The organism is Flagellimonas amphidinii (assembly GCF_013090115.1).
In the GTDB taxonomy this organism is placed as follows: domain Bacteria; phylum Bacteroidota; class Bacteroidia; order Flavobacteriales; family Flavobacteriaceae; genus Flagellimonas; species Flagellimonas amphidinii.
In genome coordinates this window covers 204,772-223,113 of the sequence record NZ_JABFNN010000037.1, presented here as the reverse complement: position 1 = coordinate 223,113, position 18,342 = coordinate 204,772, and the positions used below count along the sequence as shown (strand labels likewise).

General features: G+C 39.2%; 17 protein-coding genes. 5 read left to right on the top strand and 12 right to left on the bottom strand.

The features are described 5' to 3' along the window. From HJC33_RS11805 to HJC33_RS11785, 5 genes are all read right to left on the bottom strand, one after another. A partial coding sequence (locus tag HJC33_RS11805) for a Calx-beta domain-containing protein (protein WP_216366693.1) occupies positions 1–503 on the bottom strand: 503 nt, incomplete at its 3' end. A 159-nt stretch (positions 504–662) separates the two neighbouring features. Continuing rightward, the gene (gene fabD / locus HJC33_RS11800; RefSeq protein ID WP_171659027.1) at positions 663–1,544 is read right to left on the bottom strand and encodes an ACP S-malonyltransferase; all 882 of its coding nucleotides are present in this window, start codon (positions 1,542–1,544) and stop codon (positions 663–665) included. 40 nt (positions 1,545–1,584) lie between these two features. Next, positions 1,585–2,100: a gamma carbonic anhydrase family protein gene (locus HJC33_RS11795; RefSeq protein ID WP_171659026.1), complete on the bottom strand. Its 516-nt coding sequence runs from the start codon at positions 2,098–2,100 to the stop codon at positions 1,585–1,587. A gap of 10 nt (positions 2,101–2,110) precedes the next feature. Continuing rightward, positions 2,111–2,842, bottom strand: coding sequence for a LytR/AlgR family response regulator transcription factor (locus HJC33_RS11790; RefSeq protein ID WP_171659025.1), 732 nt, complete (start codon positions 2,840–2,842; stop codon positions 2,111–2,113). Next, positions 2,842–5,049: a tetratricopeptide repeat-containing sensor histidine kinase gene (locus HJC33_RS11785; protein WP_171659024.1), complete on the bottom strand. Its 2,208-nt coding sequence runs from the start codon at positions 5,047–5,049 to the stop codon at positions 2,842–2,844. The genes HJC33_RS11790 and HJC33_RS11785 overlap by 1 nt, the downstream gene beginning before the upstream one ends. Before the next feature lie 209 nt (positions 5,050–5,258). Here HJC33_RS11785 and HJC33_RS11780 point away from each other — a divergent pair, with 209 nt between their 5' ends. Then, a complete protein-coding gene (locus tag HJC33_RS11780) occupies positions 5,259–6,428 on the top strand; it encodes a vWA domain-containing protein (RefSeq protein ID WP_171659023.1) in 1,170 nt (389 codons plus the stop codon). Between the two features lie 55 nt (positions 6,429–6,483). On the opposite strand, the gene HJC33_RS11775 is transcribed toward HJC33_RS11780, so the two are convergent. Next, positions 6,484–7,482, bottom strand: coding sequence for a PorP/SprF family type IX secretion system membrane protein (locus tag HJC33_RS11775; RefSeq protein ID WP_171659022.1), 999 nt, complete (start codon positions 7,480–7,482; stop codon positions 6,484–6,486). A gap of 126 nt (positions 7,483–7,608) precedes the next feature. Here HJC33_RS11775 and HJC33_RS11770 point away from each other — a divergent pair, with 126 nt between their 5' ends. The 4 genes from HJC33_RS11770 to HJC33_RS11755 all read left to right on the top strand — a co-directional run bounded on the left by HJC33_RS11770 (position 7,609) and on the right by HJC33_RS11755 (position 11,849). Continuing rightward, the gene (locus HJC33_RS11770; protein WP_171659021.1) at positions 7,609–8,505 is read left to right on the top strand and encodes a NifU family protein; all 897 of its coding nucleotides are present in this window, start codon (positions 7,609–7,611) and stop codon (positions 8,503–8,505) included. A gap of 56 nt (positions 8,506–8,561) precedes the next feature. Continuing rightward, the gene (locus tag HJC33_RS11765) at positions 8,562–8,762 is read left to right on the top strand and encodes a dodecin family protein (protein ID WP_171659020.1); all 201 of its coding nucleotides are present in this window, start codon (positions 8,562–8,564) and stop codon (positions 8,760–8,762) included. A 70-nt stretch (positions 8,763–8,832) separates the two neighbouring features. After that, positions 8,833–10,947: a thioredoxin domain-containing protein gene (locus tag HJC33_RS11760; RefSeq protein WP_171659019.1), complete on the top strand. Its 2,115-nt coding sequence runs from the start codon at positions 8,833–8,835 to the stop codon at positions 10,945–10,947. A 74-nt stretch (positions 10,948–11,021) separates the two neighbouring features. Then, positions 11,022–11,849: a mechanosensitive ion channel family protein gene (locus HJC33_RS11755; protein ID WP_171659018.1), complete on the top strand. Its 828-nt coding sequence runs from the start codon at positions 11,022–11,024 to the stop codon at positions 11,847–11,849. Here HJC33_RS11755 and tsaB read toward each other — a convergent pair. Genes tsaB through HJC33_RS11725 form a run of 6 tightly spaced genes read right to left on the bottom strand, consistent with a single transcriptional unit; the run spans position 11,846 to position 18,318 of the window. Continuing rightward, positions 11,846–12,526, bottom strand: coding sequence for a tRNA (adenosine(37)-N6)-threonylcarbamoyltransferase complex dimerization subunit type 1 TsaB (tsaB, locus tag HJC33_RS11750; RefSeq protein WP_171659017.1), 681 nt, complete (start codon positions 12,524–12,526; stop codon positions 11,846–11,848). The genes HJC33_RS11755 and tsaB overlap by 4 nt on opposite strands. 16 nt (positions 12,527–12,542) lie before the next feature. Next, the gene (locus tag HJC33_RS11745; protein ID WP_171659016.1) at positions 12,543–13,934 is read right to left on the bottom strand and encodes a TolC family protein; all 1,392 of its coding nucleotides are present in this window, start codon (positions 13,932–13,934) and stop codon (positions 12,543–12,545) included. Between the two features lie 29 nt (positions 13,935–13,963). Continuing rightward, the gene (locus tag HJC33_RS11740) at positions 13,964–15,103 is read right to left on the bottom strand and encodes an efflux RND transporter periplasmic adaptor subunit (RefSeq protein ID WP_171659015.1); all 1,140 of its coding nucleotides are present in this window, start codon (positions 15,101–15,103) and stop codon (positions 13,964–13,966) included. 27 nt (positions 15,104–15,130) lie between these two features. Next, positions 15,131–16,393: an ABC transporter permease gene (locus tag HJC33_RS11735; RefSeq protein WP_171659014.1), complete on the bottom strand. Its 1,263-nt coding sequence runs from the start codon at positions 16,391–16,393 to the stop codon at positions 15,131–15,133. Position 16,394: 1 nt separating this feature from the next. Next, entirely contained in the window at positions 16,395–17,624 is a 1,230-nt protein-coding gene (locus HJC33_RS11730) for an ABC transporter permease (RefSeq protein WP_171659013.1), read from the bottom strand. Further along, positions 17,614–18,318 carry an ABC transporter ATP-binding protein gene (locus tag HJC33_RS11725; protein WP_171659012.1) on the bottom strand — a complete coding sequence of 235 codons (705 nt, stop codon included), beginning with the start codon at positions 18,316–18,318 and terminating at the stop codon, positions 17,614–17,616. The genes HJC33_RS11730 and HJC33_RS11725 overlap by 11 nt, the downstream gene beginning before the upstream one ends. Positions 18,319–18,342: the final 24 nt, after the last annotated feature.

Here is an 18,342-nt window from a genome sequence, read left to right as displayed (position 1 = left end):
TTGCCCCCCGTGTTCTCAGCATCGGAGCCCGTGGCCTGGGAGAACTCGACCGTCACGCTGTCGTCGTTGTTGATCGTGCCGGCGCCAGTGCCATCGCTGATGTTCCCGTAATTGCTCAGCTCGACCGTGAAGCCCTCGTCAAGCTCAACGTCCGTGTCCCCGTTCACCGTAACCGTAATGGTCGTGCTAGGGCTCCCGGCCGTAATCTGTCCCGAACCAGCCTCAAGGTCATAGTCCCCATCGGCAACCGTCGCGGTGCCATCAGACGTCGTGTAGTCAAAATCTATGTTGGACGAAGCGTTTCCGCCTCCGTCTACGCTAACCGTGAAAACAAAGTCCGTAGTGCCGGAATCGCCCTCGTCAAGGGTCACATCGCTGATGCTGATACCCTCTTGCCCATATCCAAAACCAACACAAAAAAGTGTAAATACAAAAAATAGAAATCTTCCTTGTCCATAGTTGGAGAAAGGGGGTATAGCAATTCTTTTAAGGAAGGGTAACATTACCTAATCAATGATTTTCAGTGTCCGTTCTTTTGTAACATGTGGTTGGTTGTTTGGGAGAAGCCAATATTACTAAAAAACAAAAGAATGCCAACTACTTTACAGATTAAATCTATGTTTCTTGGGTGAAATACCTTTTAGGTAAGAAAAGCCCTATTTTTAAACGCTTGCAGAAGCAGTTTCTGTATCAGAATTTATCTTTCTCACCAATCCTTGCAACACCTTGCCCGGACCTACTTCAATAAAAGACTTTGCTCCATCTGCAACCATTTGTTGTACACTTTGTGTCCATTTTACCGGAGCGGTCAGTTGTAGCATAAGGTTCTTTTTTATTTCATCGGCATCTGATACCGCAGTTGTTGTTACATTTTGATAAATGGAACAAGTAGGAACATTAAATGCAGTATTTTCAATAGCCGCTGCCAGTTCTTCTCGTGCAGGTTCCATTAATGGCGAATGGAACGCGCCTCCAACAGGTAACAACAAGGCTCTTCGTGCTCCAGCTTCTTTTAATTTTTCACAAGCTGCATTCACGGCATCCACTTCTCCTGAAATTACCAGTTGTCCAGGACAATTATAATTGGCCGGCACTACTATTCCATCTGTTTCCACACAAATTTTTTCGACCACCTCATCATCCAACCCCAAAACCGCTGCCATGGTACTGGGTTGCAACTCACAGGCTTTTTGCATGGCCAAAGCGCGTTGTGAAACCAATTTGAGGCCATCTTCAAAATTAAGAGTTCCGTTGGCCACTAAAGCGGAAAACTCCCCTAAGGAATGACCTGCAACCATATCTGGCTTGAAATTTTCCCCAAGGACTTTACTTAGAATTACTGAGTGTAAAAAAATAGCCGGCTGGGTAACTTTTGTTTGTTTCAAGTCTTCGGGGGTTCCTTCGAACATAATATCCGTAATGGAAAATCCTAAAATATCATTGGCTTGCTCAAAAAGTTGTTGTGCTTCGGGATGATTTTCGTATAAATCCAATCCCATTCCCACAAATTGTGCTCCTTGTCCGGGAAAAATATATGCTTTCATTTAGTTCGGTTTTGAAAGGTGCTAAAATAGGGATGATTCTTTAATCTTCCTTAAACCAACTGGCGTAAGTTACATAGTTATTTGCAATACGATCAATCTCTCCAGATGTCAATTCTGGACTTACATCTTTTATTTTTTTAGCGGGCATGCCTGCATAAATGCTTCCAGCTTCAACATGTGTGCCTTTTGTAAGCACAGCTCCCGCGGCGATTATAGAATTGCTTTCCACTACACAATCATCCATAATGATACTGCCCATTCCCACCAACACATTATCCTTAATGGTACAACCGTGTACAATGGCATTATGGCCTATGGATACATTATTTCCAATAGTGGTTGGTGATTTTTGATAGGTACAATGAATTACGGCTCCATCTTGCACATTCACTTTATTGCCCATTTTGATGTAGTGTACGTCTCCGCGAACAACCGCGTTAAACCATATACTGCACTGTTCTCCCATATCCACTTCGCCAACTATAGTTGCGTTTTCTGCAATAAAACAATCCTTGCCAATATTTGGGGACTTTCCTCTAACGGATTTCAGTATCATTTTTATGTATTTATTGAAAATAGGACAACAAATCAGATTTTTTGGAGGCAGAAACGGACAATTCCTTTCCGTTGGACAGCACTACACTCCCTCCTTTTCCTTTTTTATATTTGACCACTTCGGTCACATTTACCAAATATGATTTATGGATTCTGGCAAACGCATACGGTTTTAAGGCATCTTCAAAATATTTTAGGGTTTTGCTGACCACTATCTTCTTTTGTTCTAAATAGATTTCTGTGTAATTATCATCGGCCTTACAAAAATAGATATCTCCAACTTCCAGCACCTGAAAACCATCTTGTTGTGGCAATGTAATTTTCCCTTCTGCCTTCATGGGCATAACTTTAAGGACCTGACCATCCAAATCGTTTTCTTTTTTCTTGATGTCCTTTACATAATCAACGGCCTTGATTAATTCATCAATATTGATAGGCTTCATTAAATAGTAAGCCGCGTGATGGTTAAGGGCATCTATGGCATATTGATTATACGCGGTCACAAAAACAGTCTCGAAAGTACGGTTCGGTACTTTGTCCAACAGGTCAAAGGCATTTCCAAACGGCATTTCCACATCTAAAAACACCAAATCGGGTTTTTGACCTTGGATTAATTTCAATCCTTCTTCCACATTGGATGCTTCTCCCAACAATTGGACTCCTTCACAGTATTTTGCTAAATAGTTCCTCAGGATTTCTCTACTGTTTGCCTCATCCTCAACTATAATTGCCCTTAGTTCCATTAATCTTTTTTAAGCTTTAGGGACACCTTGGTGCCGGTTTGGTCATTGTATAAATCAGAAATGGATACGTCTACTTTGTTCTTGTACATTTCATTGAGAATCTGGATACGTTTTTTGATATTCCCCATTCCTTTTGATTTCTGTTTCTTTTGATTTTTGGTCTTCAGCTCAGCGGATTTTTTTCGTCCTATACCGTTATCCTCTATCTTGATTTCCAATAGATCATTGGTTACATGAATTACCGTGATCTTTAAGAATCCTTTTTCTTCCTTGTAACGCAAACCGTGCCAAATAGCATTTTCAATATAGGGTTGCAATAACATGGGGGGAATCTGAAAGGCTTCAACATCTATTTTTTCATCCACCTTAATTTCGTAATCGAATTTATCCTCAAAACGGGAATGCTCCAACTTTACATATAGCTCCAGCAGTTCCAGTTCTTTGGACAGTGGAATAAAATCCTCTTCTGAATTTTCAAGCACGCTACGCATCAAAACAGAGAATTCACTCAAAAATCTATTGGCACTGCGCTCATCACTTTTAGCAATATAATTATTCACCGAATTCAACGCATTGAAAATGAAATGCGGGTTCATTTGTGTGCGTAAGGATTTTAAAGCCAATAGGTTATTGGCCAACTTCTGTTGCCTATTACTTCTGTAGTATAAAAAGGCCGTCAATCCCATTAAGAAAATTCCAAAAATCAAGGAATAAATAATCCATTTTTGCCTTTTACTGGCTTCTTGAAACAGTTGTTGCTCGGTAACTGCCAAACTGTATTTACTCTGCGAAAGCTCTCTTTCCTGCTCCAAGCTTGAAATTCGGTTTTGCTTTGTCGCTATTTCTCGATTCAATCGGGCCGACCTGGAAATTTCTTGCTCTTTCCTGATATAAAGACTGTCCACAACAGTAACATAGGCCTGATAAGACTCCAAGGCTTTTGAAAAGTCGCCCTTGTAACGATACACCTCAGAAAGTTTACGGGTAGCATCTTTTTGGACCACTAAATCGTCCTCCGCATCAGCCTCAACAATACTTTTTTCCAAATAGGGAATAGCCTCATCCAATTTATCTTGGGCAATGTAGGCATTGGCAATTTTGTAGTTGATACGCTGCGATGTAATGGTATCCGAATTGGAAATTCCTTTCTGGGTGTTCAGGCTAGCCACACCATCCAGTTGCTGCAGTTCACTTAAACTTTGTTTGCGCAACTGAATCTCATCATCAAACCGGTTCTTCTGATTGTAAAAATCTGCAACTTTTTCATTTTCTTGAATCTGTCGCTGAGGATTCACCTGTTTTGATAGATTCAAAGAATTACTGTAGAAACCCTCTGCCTCAACTAATTTATCCTCACTTGCATAGGTATCAGCTATTTTAGAGTTTAAATCGATAACTTTTGGAGAAATTTGGTTCTTTTCAGCAACTTTGAGTCCTTCTTGATAGAAATCGAGTGCATTTTTATGGTTGGACAGCCCTTTATTGGCATCGCCGAGTGCTTCATAAAGTTCAACACGCTGATAAGGAACCATTTTTTTCACTTCCAATAAAGGAGATAGTGTGGTTTCGGCATCTTTAAGTTGTCCGTTCAGAATGTAGGTTTTCCCTAAAAGTATTTTGGTTTTAATTGATGATCTCGCAGCTAACGCATCTTTAAAATTAGTGATGGCGAGGTCGTATTGTTTGTGGTAGAGATAAATTTCGCCCAACATTGACAATGATTGGGAAAGTTCTTTTTTATTATCTCGTGAACCCAAAGGTGCAATGGATTTGGTAATAAAGTCGATACTTTTTTCTAAATCTATCCGCTTATAAAAGTTCGCAGAATCCAGAAACCTTTGGTGCCCCATAACACTTCTGGAACTTGATTTTTTCTCTTTTTTTGAAACGCTCTGTTCCGAATATCCCATAACCAGGACATCTATATCCTCTTTTGATTTTATGCGGTGGCGTACTGTTTCAAAATCTGTACTTTCCACGATAAGGATATCCCCGACTGAAGCCCTGATCTTAAACTCACCCAACCCATTCGTTGTGGTAAATCTTCCTTTGTCCGTTGAAATCTGCACTCCAGAAATCGGCATAAAGCTCTCCTTTCCCTTCACAGAACCTTTAAGTTCAAACTGTGCAGAGGTATTTTCCACTTGAGCAACTCCAATTTGGAAAACCAATAAAAGGAAAACTGTTATGTAATTTCTAACTATCATTTTTCTGGTAATACTGAGGTAAACTTAGTTCATCCTAAGCGTATTAAAAAATGGAAAAGTTGCCAAAATAGCCTGAAAAGACCTTCAATTGACCACTTTACAAAAGCACAAACACGGTTTACTCATCCAGAAAGCCACTTCACTCATTCTAGATTTTTATCCAAAAAAGTTGCCGCTACTTTTATCCCGACTTTTAAAAACATTGAACTATGAAACATTTGAAACACCTTTTAGGAATAGCGCTTTTAACGCTTACTACTGGCAGCATGTATGGTTGCGACCTCAAGGCCAAAGAGCCAAAGAAAACTGCTTTGCTAACAAAAACACATGCAGAAAAACCCGCTAAACAATATGTGAAAATTGCATTGCTGTTGGATACAAGCAATAGTATGGACGGACTAATCAATCAGGCAAAAGCACAATTATGGGATATTGTGAATGAATTTACCTATGCGAAATGTGGCAATGACGCTAGACCATCATTGCAGATATCATTGTATGAATATGGCAATGATAACCTTTCTTCCAATGAAGGTTATATAAGACAAGTTATTGGCTTCAGCAGTGATTTGGATGAGATTTCAGAAAAGTTGTTCTCCTTGACCACCAATGGCGGAGAGGAATACTGCGGTCAGGTAATTCACACCTCATTGAAACAATTGGATTGGGGCAAAAACGCAGACGATCTTAAAATGATTTTTATTGCAGGCAATGAACCTTTTACTCAGGGGAAGCTAAATTACAAAGATGCCGCAACCAATGCCAAGGAAAAAGATGTAATTGTAAACACTATTTTCTGTGGCAACTACCAACAGGGCATTTCCACTATGTGGAAAAGTGGCGCTGTTTTAACCGGTGGTGAATATATGGCCATCGACCACAATAGACAGGTTGTCCATATTGATACCCCATATGATGATGTTATTATTAAATTGAATTCTAAGCTGAACAACACCTACATTTCTTATGGTTCGCTTGGCAAACAAAAGAAAATGCTTCAAAGTGTTCAGGACAGTAATGCTGCTGACATGGAAGCCGCAGTAGCCGTAAAAAGATCGGTAAGTAAAAGTTCACGTCTTTATAAAAACTCACAATGGGATTTGGTAGATGCCATAGAAGAGGATGAAGTGGTTCTATCTGAGTTAGAAGAGCAAGACCTTCCAGAGGGGTTGAAAGGAAAATCAGAAGAGGAAATCAAGGAATTTGTTGAAGAGAAAAAAATAGAGCGTGAAAAAATTCAAGATCAGATTAAAGAACTAAACGCTAAACGAGAAGCTTATATCGCTAAAAATCAAAAGGATGAAAAGGGAGAGTTGGAAAATGCTTTATTGAATGCCATAAAGACCCAAGCTTCCAAGAAAAATTATAAGTGGGATTAGACGCTTATTTCATGCTGGTTGGAAAAAATGGTCCATCTTAAAAGGTGGGCCATTTTTAATTGTTGGCAGCTGGGCAGTAACAATCATATCGCTTGCCTTGGTCGTTTTCCCCAAAATCATATCCCAAGGTAATTTGATGAAAGCCACCATTATCAAAACGAATATCCCCAGATTGATAGGAGTAATTATAGGAAAACATAAATCGATTTACATTGATTCCAACTATCGGAGTGAACAATTGAAGTCTTTGCTCGCCAAAACCACCATTGGTCTGAAATTGAGCACCATCAAAACTTCGTCTATAAGAAAGTCCGGCCCAAACCGTGGTCTTTTCATTTAAATCTTTATAAACCTTGGCATTGAGGTCAATGGTTTTCTCTTTGGTAAAATCTGTCATTTGGAAAAGTATCGAAGGTTCTACCCGGGTGTTTCTTCCAAAAACATAACCAGCAGAAAGCAAATACCTTCTCAAATTATCAAACTCCTGAACGGTATACAAATCACGTCCACTACCTAAAAGATTAAGAACGGCAGCATGAGCATAAAATTCAAGAAAGTTGTAGGAAACCCCTAAATCCACATTAAAGTAACTGGCCGTATTCTTCACCCCAGAAACAACTGGATCAGGAATTACAGAACGGAACTCTGTCTCATCCAAACTACTTAAAATTACTCCTGCACTTAAACCAAAAGATAATTGATTCAACGTTCTAAAATCTCCAGCCAATTGTAAATGATGGGCATAAGTCCCCTTAAAACCTGTCTGGGAATGGTATCCATTAGCATCATTGAACAAGATACCCCCCACACCACTTCGTTGACCAGCCCTAAAATTGACATTCAATGTTTGTAAGCTGGGCGCTTCATCCACATTAAACCACTGTTTTCTAGCAGTAAGACGTATTTTACCTCCTTCACTGATACCGGCCATTGACGGATATACCAAATAATAGTTATCAGCCAAATAATCAAAATAAACAGGGATTCCTTCTTGAGCATTACTAGTAAGCCCAAAAAATAGGGTAATAATGAGTGAGGTTAGATAGCGTCTCATGTGACGATTTTGGGCTAAGTTTAGATTTTAAAGGTAATCAAACAATAAGATAACGGACGAAGTAATACATTATTATATATTTTGCTCCTCATATTTTCTATTGGTATTTTTGTATAAATCTTTGCTATGAAAGAATACAATATCACAGTTACTGTTACAAACAATCCCAAAATACTAAAGTTTGAAGCCAATCATTTTTTGGTGAAGGGAAATTATGAGTTCAAAAACATAGATGAGGCCAAAAATTCGCCATTGGCACAGCAACTTTTCTACCTCCCTTTTATCAAGACGGTTTACATCTCTGGAAATTTTATCGCTCTAGAACGATTTGACATTGTGGAATGGGAGGATGTAAAGGATGAAGTAGCACAACAGTTGGTGGAGTATTTAAATGCTGGTGAGAGCGTTGTCAATGAAGAATCTGTGGCAAAAAAACAGCCCATCACGGTATATGCAGAAGTAACGCCCAACCCTGTTGTGATGAAATTTGTGGCCAATAAGCGTATTGTCCCCACCACTTATGAATTCAAGAACATTGACGATGCCAAAGATTCTCAATTGGCCACGGAACTGTTTCACTTCCCTTTCGTGAAAGAAGTATTTATTGACGAAAATTATGTGTCCATTTCCAAGTATGATGTTACCGAATGGGATGAGGTGACCATGCAGATCAGGGAGTTCATCCGAGATTTTTTAGCTGATGGCAAAGAGGCTGTTTCCCAAGAAGCAGTGCAAAAAGCAAAAGAAATTGCTGACCAACAGAAGTCCCAAACGCATTATGATGATACCTCTCAACAAATCATAGACATTTTGGAAGAATATGTAAAACCAGCTGTTGCCAGTGACGGTGGAAATATTCTGTTCCAATCCTATGAAAAAGAAAGCAAAACAGTGAATGTAGTGCTTCAAGGTGCTTGCAGTGGATGTCCCTCATCAACCTTTACATTGAAAAATGGCATTGAAACCATGCTTAAAAATATGATGGGCGACAAAGTAAATGAAGTAGTTGCCATCAATGGTTGATTTTAGGGTTTTGTCTTCAATTTTTGCTAAATTGAACAAATTTTAAAACATTAACCATGGCAGTATTAAAAGTAATCGAAGTATTAGCAAATTCAGATGAAAGCTGGGAGCAAGCGGCAAAAAATGCACTTGAGCAAGCAGCTAAATCTGTAAAGAATATCCGTTCGGTGTATATCAACGAACAAAGTGCCTCTGTAAAGGATGGCAAGATAGACGACTATAGAGTCAACGTAAAAATTACCTTCGAGGTCCAATAAACCTTTTGCAGGGAAATTAAAAAATGCGCCTCTGTATGGCGCTTTTTTTATGTTCAAGAAAAAACTAGACATGCTCAGAAAAATCACCCTAGCAACAGTTTTACTGTTCCTAACCCATGGATGTACCCAAAAACAACAAAAAGTGACCCATAAATACACCAATGCCCTTATAGAAGAGACAAGTCCTTATCTACTGCAGCACGCACACAATCCCGTGAATTGGGAAGCTTGGAAACCAGAGGTTTTGGAAAGGGCCCAAAAAGAGGACAAGCCCTTGCTCATAAGTATTGGCTATGCAGCCTGCCACTGGTGCCATGTAATGGAAGAGGAATGTTTTGAGGATGAAACAGTAGCCCAAATGATGAACGAAAACTTTATCAATATTAAGATTGATAGAGAAGAAAGACCAGACGTTGACCAGATTTACATGGATGCCATTCAAATGATGTCCGGTAACGGGGGCTGGCCGTTGAATATTGTTGCCCTACCTGATGGCAAACCCTTTTGGGGAGCCACCTACCTTCCAAAGGATAGCTGGGTAAAATCTTTGGAACAATTGATTAAATTATACAAAGAAGATAAATCAAGGGTCACCAACTATGCTGCTGACCTTGCCAACGGCATCAATTCCATCAACTTGGTGGAAAACAAAGGGGACTCGGACCTATACTCCATGGAACAATTGGATGCTGCAGTTAAAAAATGGAGTCAGTACTTCGATAATTTCTTGGGCGGATATAAACGCGCACCAAAATTTATGATGCCCAATAACTGGGATTTTCTGCTGCATTATGCCACTGTGAATGATAAGCCAGAGCTTATGGAGCAGTTTAATACCACATTGACCCGCATGGCCTACGGAGGTGTTTATGACCATGTTGGCGGAGGATTTTCCAGATATGCCGTGGATACTAAATGGCATGTTCCCCATTTTGAAAAAATGCTATACGATAATGGACAGTTAGCAAGTCTTTATGCAAAAGCTTATGCCGTGACACAAAATGAACTTTATAAAGAAGTAGTTGAGGAAAGCATCAATTTTGTACAAGAAGAATTATTGGATGAAAACGGTGGGTTCTATTCCTCTTTGGATGCGGACAGCCTGGATGAACATGGTGAACTGGAAGAAGGAGCCTATTATGTTTGGACCAAAGACCAGCTAATGCAACTATTAGGGTCTGACTTTGAAATCTTCAAGGATTACTACAACATCAATTCTTATGGACTTTGGGAAGAAGGAAATTACGTTTTGATACGGGATAAGGATGCTGATGAAATAGCTAAAAAGCATACTATTTCAGTTATAGACCTTAAAGCAAAAATGAAAAACACCTTGAAAATCCTAAAGGAAGAAAGGGCAAAACGATCCAAACCCAGATTGGACGATAAAATCCTGACCTCTTGGAATGGGTTGATGCTTTCCGGACTTGTAGATGCGTACCGATACTTAGGCAACAAGGAATACCTTGACCTAGCGTTAAAAAACGCCCGTTTCCTTGAAAAGGAAATGATCAAAAAAGACCATTCCCTGTATAGAAATCATAAAGAAGGTGAAAGTACCATCAACGCCTTTTTGGAAGATTATGCCACAGTCATTGAAGCTTACTTGGGGTTATATGAGGTAACTTTTGATGAAAACTGGTTGAATCATGCCAAATCACTATTGGATTATTCAAAACTCCATTTCTTGGACAAAAATTCAGGCATGTTCTTTTTTACTTCGGATGATGATCATTCCCTTATACGAAGAAGTGTTGAAACCAATGACAATGTTATCTCGGCCTCCAATTCCATCATGGCCAAAAACTTGTTGAAGTTCCATAAACTCTATCCTGAAGGGGATTATGGTGACATTGCTAAACAGATGCTGAAAAACGTCCAAGAAAATTTTGATGAGGCCGCCCAGGGTTACACTAACTGGTTACACATGGTTCTTTTTGAAAACCAGAACTTTTATGAAGTAGCCGTAGTCGGTGAAAATTACAAGAAACTTGGAAAGGAAATCAGCAAAAACTACCTTCCAAACAGCATTTTGACCGGTTCCAGTAAGGATGGAAATCTCGAATTATTGCAAAACAGATATGTTGAAGGTGAGACCTTTGTCTACGTTTGCATTGAAGGTACTTGCAAATTACCAGTAACGACTTCCGAAGGAGTCCTTCAACAAATTAAATCATTCAAGTAAGTTTAATGAATCCTTAATTTTGCCTTTTTGATTTTAAAAAAATAATGAATTAGGTTGCCCAAATAAAAATAAACATGGAGGAGTTAAAAGAGTATCAGAAGTATATCGATATGTCGGTGGAATGGGTCGTTAAAATGTTCCCACATTTTGTTTTGGCCGTAATCATACTTGTAGTGGGGCTTTGGGTCATTCGCTTTATCAACAGATTGGTAAAAAGATTTTTTGATAGAAAGGATTATGACGAAACCCTGGAAACCTTCTTGCAAAGTTTTATCAGTATAGCTCTTAAAGTTTTGCTATTTGTTTTGGTCGTGACACAGTTAGGGGTAAAAACCTCTTCCTTAGTGGCCATGATTGGCGCAGCTGGGTTGGCCATAGGTCTTGCTTTGCAAGGCTCTCTAGCCAATTTTGCAGGTGGCGTTCTCATTTTAATCTTCAAACCTTTTAAAATTGGAGATTGGATTGCAGCCCAAGGCGTGGAAGGCTCTGTAAAGGAAATCTCTATATTTAGTACCAAACTGAACACTTTTGGCAATCAGGTAGCGATAATCCCCAACGGACAATTATCCAATGGAAGTATTGTCAATTACAACATGGAGGATACGCGCAGGGATAAATTTGATGTAGGTATTGGCTACGGGTCCAATATTAAACAGGCCAAAGATATTTTGCTACAAATCTGTGCAGACAATCAAGATATTCTGAAAGACCCTATTCCAGAGGTCTACGTTGGGGAATTGGGGGACAGTTCTGTAAATCTTACATTACGTTTTTGGGCCAAAAATGATGTTTTCTGGCCGGCACATTTTTATGTGATCGAAGAAACCAAACTCCGTTTTGATGAGGCTGGAATCGAAATTCCGTTTCCGCAACGTGTCATTCACACTACAGATACAGATTAGCTTTTCTTTTTGGTGTGAACCACAAAATCTTTAAGATAAAAGGGTTCAAAATAGGCTACATCTTCAAACTGTTTGGCTTGATATTTTTCAAAAGCTATTCTTGTCATTTCCCTTGCGGATGGCATTACGTCTGCATCAAAGTGAAAGTTGGAATGATACGATAATACTTCTTTGCATTTCGCTGCGCCATTCCCTATCAAATGGATTTTTTGATGGGATGTAAAATTGACAAATGAGTTTTCATCAACTATCTCAGCTCTGGTTTCCCTGATTTCATTGTAGTTTTCATCAAAAACTGCTGAATACACTTCCATTCTACGTGCATCCAATACTGGAATAATCACCTCATCATCCGAAGCATTAACCTGATGGGCCATACTTTTTAATGTAAGTACCGAAATCAAGGGTAAATCCAAAGAAAAACATAATCCTTTGGCAGCTGATACTCCAATACGAAGTCCGGTATAGGAACCTGGACCTTTACTAATGGCTATAGCATCCAGCTGAGAAAAAGACAAGGAAGCCTCTTGCAAGACTTCCTTTATAAAAACATGTAATTCTTCTGAATGGGAATAGTTTAAGGCATTATTTTCCTTAATAGCCACGATTTTTCCATCGTCAGAGACACTGACAGAGCAATTGGTGGTGGCGGTTTCTAAACAAAGTATCTTGGCCATAGCGGCCACAAAGATACTAGTTTAAGCTAATGGGAATACCAAAGTAGAACTCCAAAATCTTCAATCTGAAAATGTAATCGTATTTTGTTCTGATCACATCTGCTTCTGCATTGTCCACTCTGGATTGCGACTGGCTGAAATCAAAAGCATTCATCAAACCTACATCATAACGATCTTTGGCATATTCATAGGCCAATCTACGTGCTTCCAAGGTTTTTTGAGCCGCCTCGTAGGCTTTTTTAAAAGTGGTTACATCCACATAAGCCTGTTGAATGTTGGATTCCAGGTCCAGCTTATCTTGCTCCAACTGTAATTTGGCCCTTTCCAGACTTATTTGGGAACGCTTCACACTATTTCTGGTACTCCAGCCATTAAAAATGGGAACATTTAACTGAAATCCGTATGAGATTCCATCATTTTGCCAAAACTGGTCTCCAACCTTTTCTCTTGTCAAAAGAGGAAATCCTGTATTTGGATCAATAATAAGTTCTCCTGTATCTGGGTCAAAAACCCGCTGAAACTGATTGGAATAAAACGTATTATAGCTAAAAAAAGCATCAATTGTTGGATAATAAGCTCCTTTGGCAATTTCCAAATCTTTGCTAGCTAATTCAACATTAGATTGCGAAAACTTAATATCATTCCTAAAAGTCAAAGCTTTATCAAAAATAACCTTAGCAGAGTTATCTAAAATATCTGAAGGAGGCACATTGAACTCATCATCAGCAATATCAAAATTTTCATAATCGGTAATCTGCAGTAATTGTGCGAGGTTGACTCTTGAAATCAAAACCTGGCCCTCGCCATTCACAATTTGCTGTTCTTGATTGGCAGCCGTAGCTTCAATCTCCAAAAGATCTCCCCTAGGAACAACTCCAGATTCCACCAATTCCTTGGTGCGTTTCAAATCTTGCTCCGTAACAGCATATTGCGCTTCAAACGTTTTTAGCTGCTCTTTATTGGAAAGTACTTGTAAATAGGCATTGGCTACATTCAATCTAATATCATCTTTCAAATCATCCAATCGATATTGATTGGCAATAGCGTTCAACTTGGCTCTATTAAGACGATGTATATTTCGAAGTCCATCAAACAAAGTAATATTCGAGGACAATCCCGGTGATATTGAAAAAATTGTACCTGAAACGTTAGCATTGGTCTGAGGATCCGTAACTAATCCAGATCTTTCAGAAAAACTCGAACTGCCGCTTAAACTTGGCAGAAATGCTCCTATAGCATCAGATTTATCAATTTTTGCGTTATCTAAGTCCAATTCAAACTGTTCAACACTTAAATTGTTCTCTACTGCGTATTCCACACATTCCTGTAGCGTCCATTTCCGCATTTGCCCATAGGATGTGCATACTACAAACAGTAACAATAGGGTTATGGTTATTCTAATTCTCATTCGTTTTTTGATTTTGTTCGTTATTTAGATTAGGCATCCTCATCGGATTCTTCCTCATCCTCTAGGCCTTTTTTAATAGGTTCTGTTTTGTTCCATTGTTTTACCTCATCATTTTCATCCAATCCAGAAACAATTTCTACATTGATGCCATCAGAAATACCTATCTTAACATCCCTTCTTTCAAATTCTTGCTCTCCGGTGGACACTTCCACATAAGGCTTATCCGTTTCTTTATCAAATTGAAGCAAAGCTTCAGGAATTACCAATATGCTGTCTTTCTTCTCCAAGACCAAAGATGCATTGGCACTGTATCCTGCTCTGATCAAAAAGTCATCCTCAACAGCCACGTCTCCTTCAATTTTAAACTGAACGGCTCCTGATTCCTCTACACCTTTGGGTGCAATGAACTTTAATTCTGCATCAAACTCTTTATCCTCAATGGCTCCCAAACTTATTTTAAGTGGCATTCCTATTTCAAGTTTGCCCACTTCTCCTTCATCTACTTTTCCTTCAAAAATCATTTTCCCCAAATCGGCAATGGAAGCAATAGTGGTACCATCATTGAAATTATTACTTTGAATTACTTGATCACCTTCTTCCACAGGAATCTCCAAAATGGTTCCGGTAACCGTAGCCCTTATGTTGGTGTTGGCAGAAGCTGAACCTCCAGCAGAACCCACTCTGATAATTTGATAGTCCGCTTTGGCATTTTTCAACTCCTGAATTGCCTGATCGTATTGCAATTGTAGGTTATTGAAATCCTGACTGGAAATCACACCTTTTTCAAAAAGTTCCTTATTACGATTATACTCAATCTTGGTGTTGCCCAAAGCTAGTTCTGCATTTCTTACTCGACCTTTTGCTTGGTTCAGTGATTGTTCGTTGGGAACAACCTTGATGACAGCAATAAGGTCGCCAGCTTTTACAGGGGTTCCCTCTTCCAAGTAAATCTTATCGATAATTCCAGAAATTTGTGGTTTGATTTCAATCTCATCTTCCGGAATTACCTTTCCCGTAGCAACAGTTTTCTTTTCAATATTGGAAATGAAAGGCTTATGGGTTTCGTATTCTATTGCGGATTTGCTATTGGACTTTATGAAAAATGTAGCTGCCCATAAAGCGCCTAAAACAAGTACTCCCAGTCCTACCCATTTTAAAATTTTCTTCATTTTATTGATTATTTAGTTTTTACTTTTTTATTCTTCTCTTAGTGCATCAATAGGTCTAATGCTGACCGCTCTTTGGGCCGGAATCAAACCAATTAGTGTTCCCAATACCAACATTAACACAAAGGCACCCAATACCAAAGGAATGGGTACAGTTGGATTGGTATATGGAAAATCAATACCCTGTGTTGCGTTATTCACAATATTGAGCGTTAAGGCTCCAAGAATGATTCCAATCACCCCAGCGATAAGGGTTAGGAACAAACACTCCAATATGATCAAGGTTCTTACTTCTCCTGGTGTGGCTCCTAAGGCTCTCCTTACACCCAATTCTTTTGTCCTTTCCTTTACTGAAATCAATAGAATAGCTCCAATACCGATGATTCCCGCCAAAATGGTAGCCACTCCAACGATTAAGGAAATAAAAGTCAATCCTTTTGAAAAACCCATGATTTTACCGAAGACCTCCCCAAGGTTAAAAGTTCCAAAAGCACGCTCATCAGTAGGATCCACCCTATGGATGCTCTTTAATACTGCTTTTACATCTTCCTCAACTTGAATTACATCGGCATCATCATAAGCTGCCATGGAAAACCATCCCACATCATCCCCAGAATTGTACAATCTTCTATATGTTGTAAAAGGGATATAAATATCACTATCTGAATCAAATGGAGCGTTCTGCACAAACTTATGCACGCCCACTACCTGAAAAAAAATACCATCTATTCGGATATACCCTCCAATAGGGTCTTCATCCTCTTCAAACAATTCTTTTTGAGTCCGTTCGCCTATGATACATACTTTTCTGGCCTGTTCAATATCATCATCGTTGACAAATCTCCCTCCATCATATATTTTTTTGGTAGCAATTTTAGTAAATACCGGAAAATCACCATAAACCGGATAGCTCCCCGACTTTGAACCTCTTGTGATGGATGCAGGGGCAGAACCAAAGGTTCCTTTTACATTTCTTGGCGCCACATATTGCAAATCGGGAATACGATTCTGTAATACAGTGGCATCCCCCAATTTTAGCTGTAATTGTCTCCCCGTCTTATAGCCCGCATAGGGTTTACTGGTACTTTGGGCCCAAGCAAACAAACTGTTCATGGCCACAGTTTCAAACGATTTTTCAAAACCATTATCCATTCCTTTGGCTGCTCCGGACATTGCGATGTAGACAAAAATTCCCCATAGCACCCCAATAATGGTAATTATGGTACGTATTTTATTTTTTTGGATTGACCCAAAAATTTCTTGCCAAGTATTTCTATCAAATAAGAGTCTCATATTATTCGTCTCTAAGTGCAACTATAGGTTTAATCTTTGCCGCTCTTCGAGCTGGTATATATCCGGCCAATGCTCCGAATAGGATCAGGAATATTGTGGCAATAATGGCCACAGTTGTATTTATATAAGGATTCTTTATAAAGAAATCTTCCAATCTAGTTCCTATGGAATTCAGTACCGCCAAACCTATAATCATGCCCAGATAACCAAAAATTGTTGTAATGAAAACAGACTCCAATAAAATAGAGCTGATAACTGCTTTAGGCGTAGCCCCCATTGCCTTTCTTATCCCTATTTCTTTGGTACGCTCCTTAATTACGAACACCATAATATTGCTTATTCCGATAATTCCGGCAATCAATGTTCCTAATGCAAAAACAGAGGCAATAATGGCGAGAACATTGGCAAATTGCTGGTTTTGCTTCAATTGGTCTGCCACATTTCTTATAAACAAACCATTGGGGTCTTTGGGACTAATGTATTTTTTATCACGTAAAAATTTCTCCAGACTTCCTTGGAATGCCATGGCTCCGGCATATCCAATTTCTGGTTTAAAACCCAATATGATCTGGTCAATTTTATCCGTATTCTTCTCAATAAGCTGCCTTGTGGTATACGGAATATAGATGTAACGTTCTTCATTATCCCCACCATCATCCTGAAATACTCCTATCACTTTAAAAACACTGCCACCAATGTCAATGTATTTATTCAGGGCGTTCTTGTTGCCGAATAAATCCTGCTCCACCAAACGTCCAATGACCGCATATTTGGTTTTATCCTCAATATCCTTTTCATTAATGTAGCGCCCCTTCATCATAATGGTCTTTTCATTGAATTGGTGACCGGGGGCTACGGCCCGGGTATTATAATTATTGGATTCTTCTTTGTATTTGGTCAATGCCGAACGTGTGATTCTTGGTGTCACATATTCCAAGAACATGGAAAAGTTCTTTTTGATATCCTCTAAATCAGAGTTTTCAAACTCAATGACCCTATTGGATTTATACCCTTTGTACGGCATAGATGTTCTTCCAGGAAAGATATAGAAGGTATTGGTGGCATCATCATTAAAAAACTCCTCAAAGGTATTTCGAAGTCCGTTTGTGAGTCCTACCAAAGTAACAAAGATGAGAATACCCAAGGCCACGGTGAAACCCGCCAAAAAAGTACGAAGCTTGTTCTTTTTGATAGCCAAAAATATCTCCTGCCAAGTATCTCTATTGAACATATTCCGATGCCCTTACTTGTTCCACCTTTTTATCCTCAACTATAACTCCATCACGCAAATGCACAATTCGCTTGCACATATGGGCAATGTCTTCTTCGTGGGTCACCACTAAAATCGTATTTCCCTCATCATTGATTTTTTGAATCAAATCCATGACCTCATAGGAAGTTTTGCTGTCCAACGCTCCAGTAGGTTCATCTGCTAAAAGAACCTTAGGTTCTGCTGCCATGGCCCTTGCAATGGCAACCCTCTGTTTTTGACCTCCGGACAGCTCACTTGGTAAGTGCGTGGCCCATTCTTTGAGTCCAACCCTCTCTAGATATTGTAGTGCTTTTTCTTGCCGCTCTTTTCGGGGTACTTTTTGATAATATAGGGGCAGTGCCACATTTTCCATGGCGCTTTTATAGTTGATCAAGTTGAAGGATTGAAACACAAAACCCAAAAACTTATTTCGATATTGTGCTGCTTTAGTCTCGCTCAAATTTTTGATAGGAACACTATCTAACGTATATTCTCCTGAGTCAGCTTCGTCCAACATCCCCAAAATGTTCAATAAAGTGGATTTACCTGATCCTGATGAACCCATGATGGCAACGAGTTCTCCTGCTTCTGCTGTAAAGTTGATTCCTTTTAATACATGAAGGGAGTTGCTCCCCATTTTGTAGGATTTGTGAAGATCTTTGATTTCTATCATGATTGGTGATGTTAGCTATCCGGA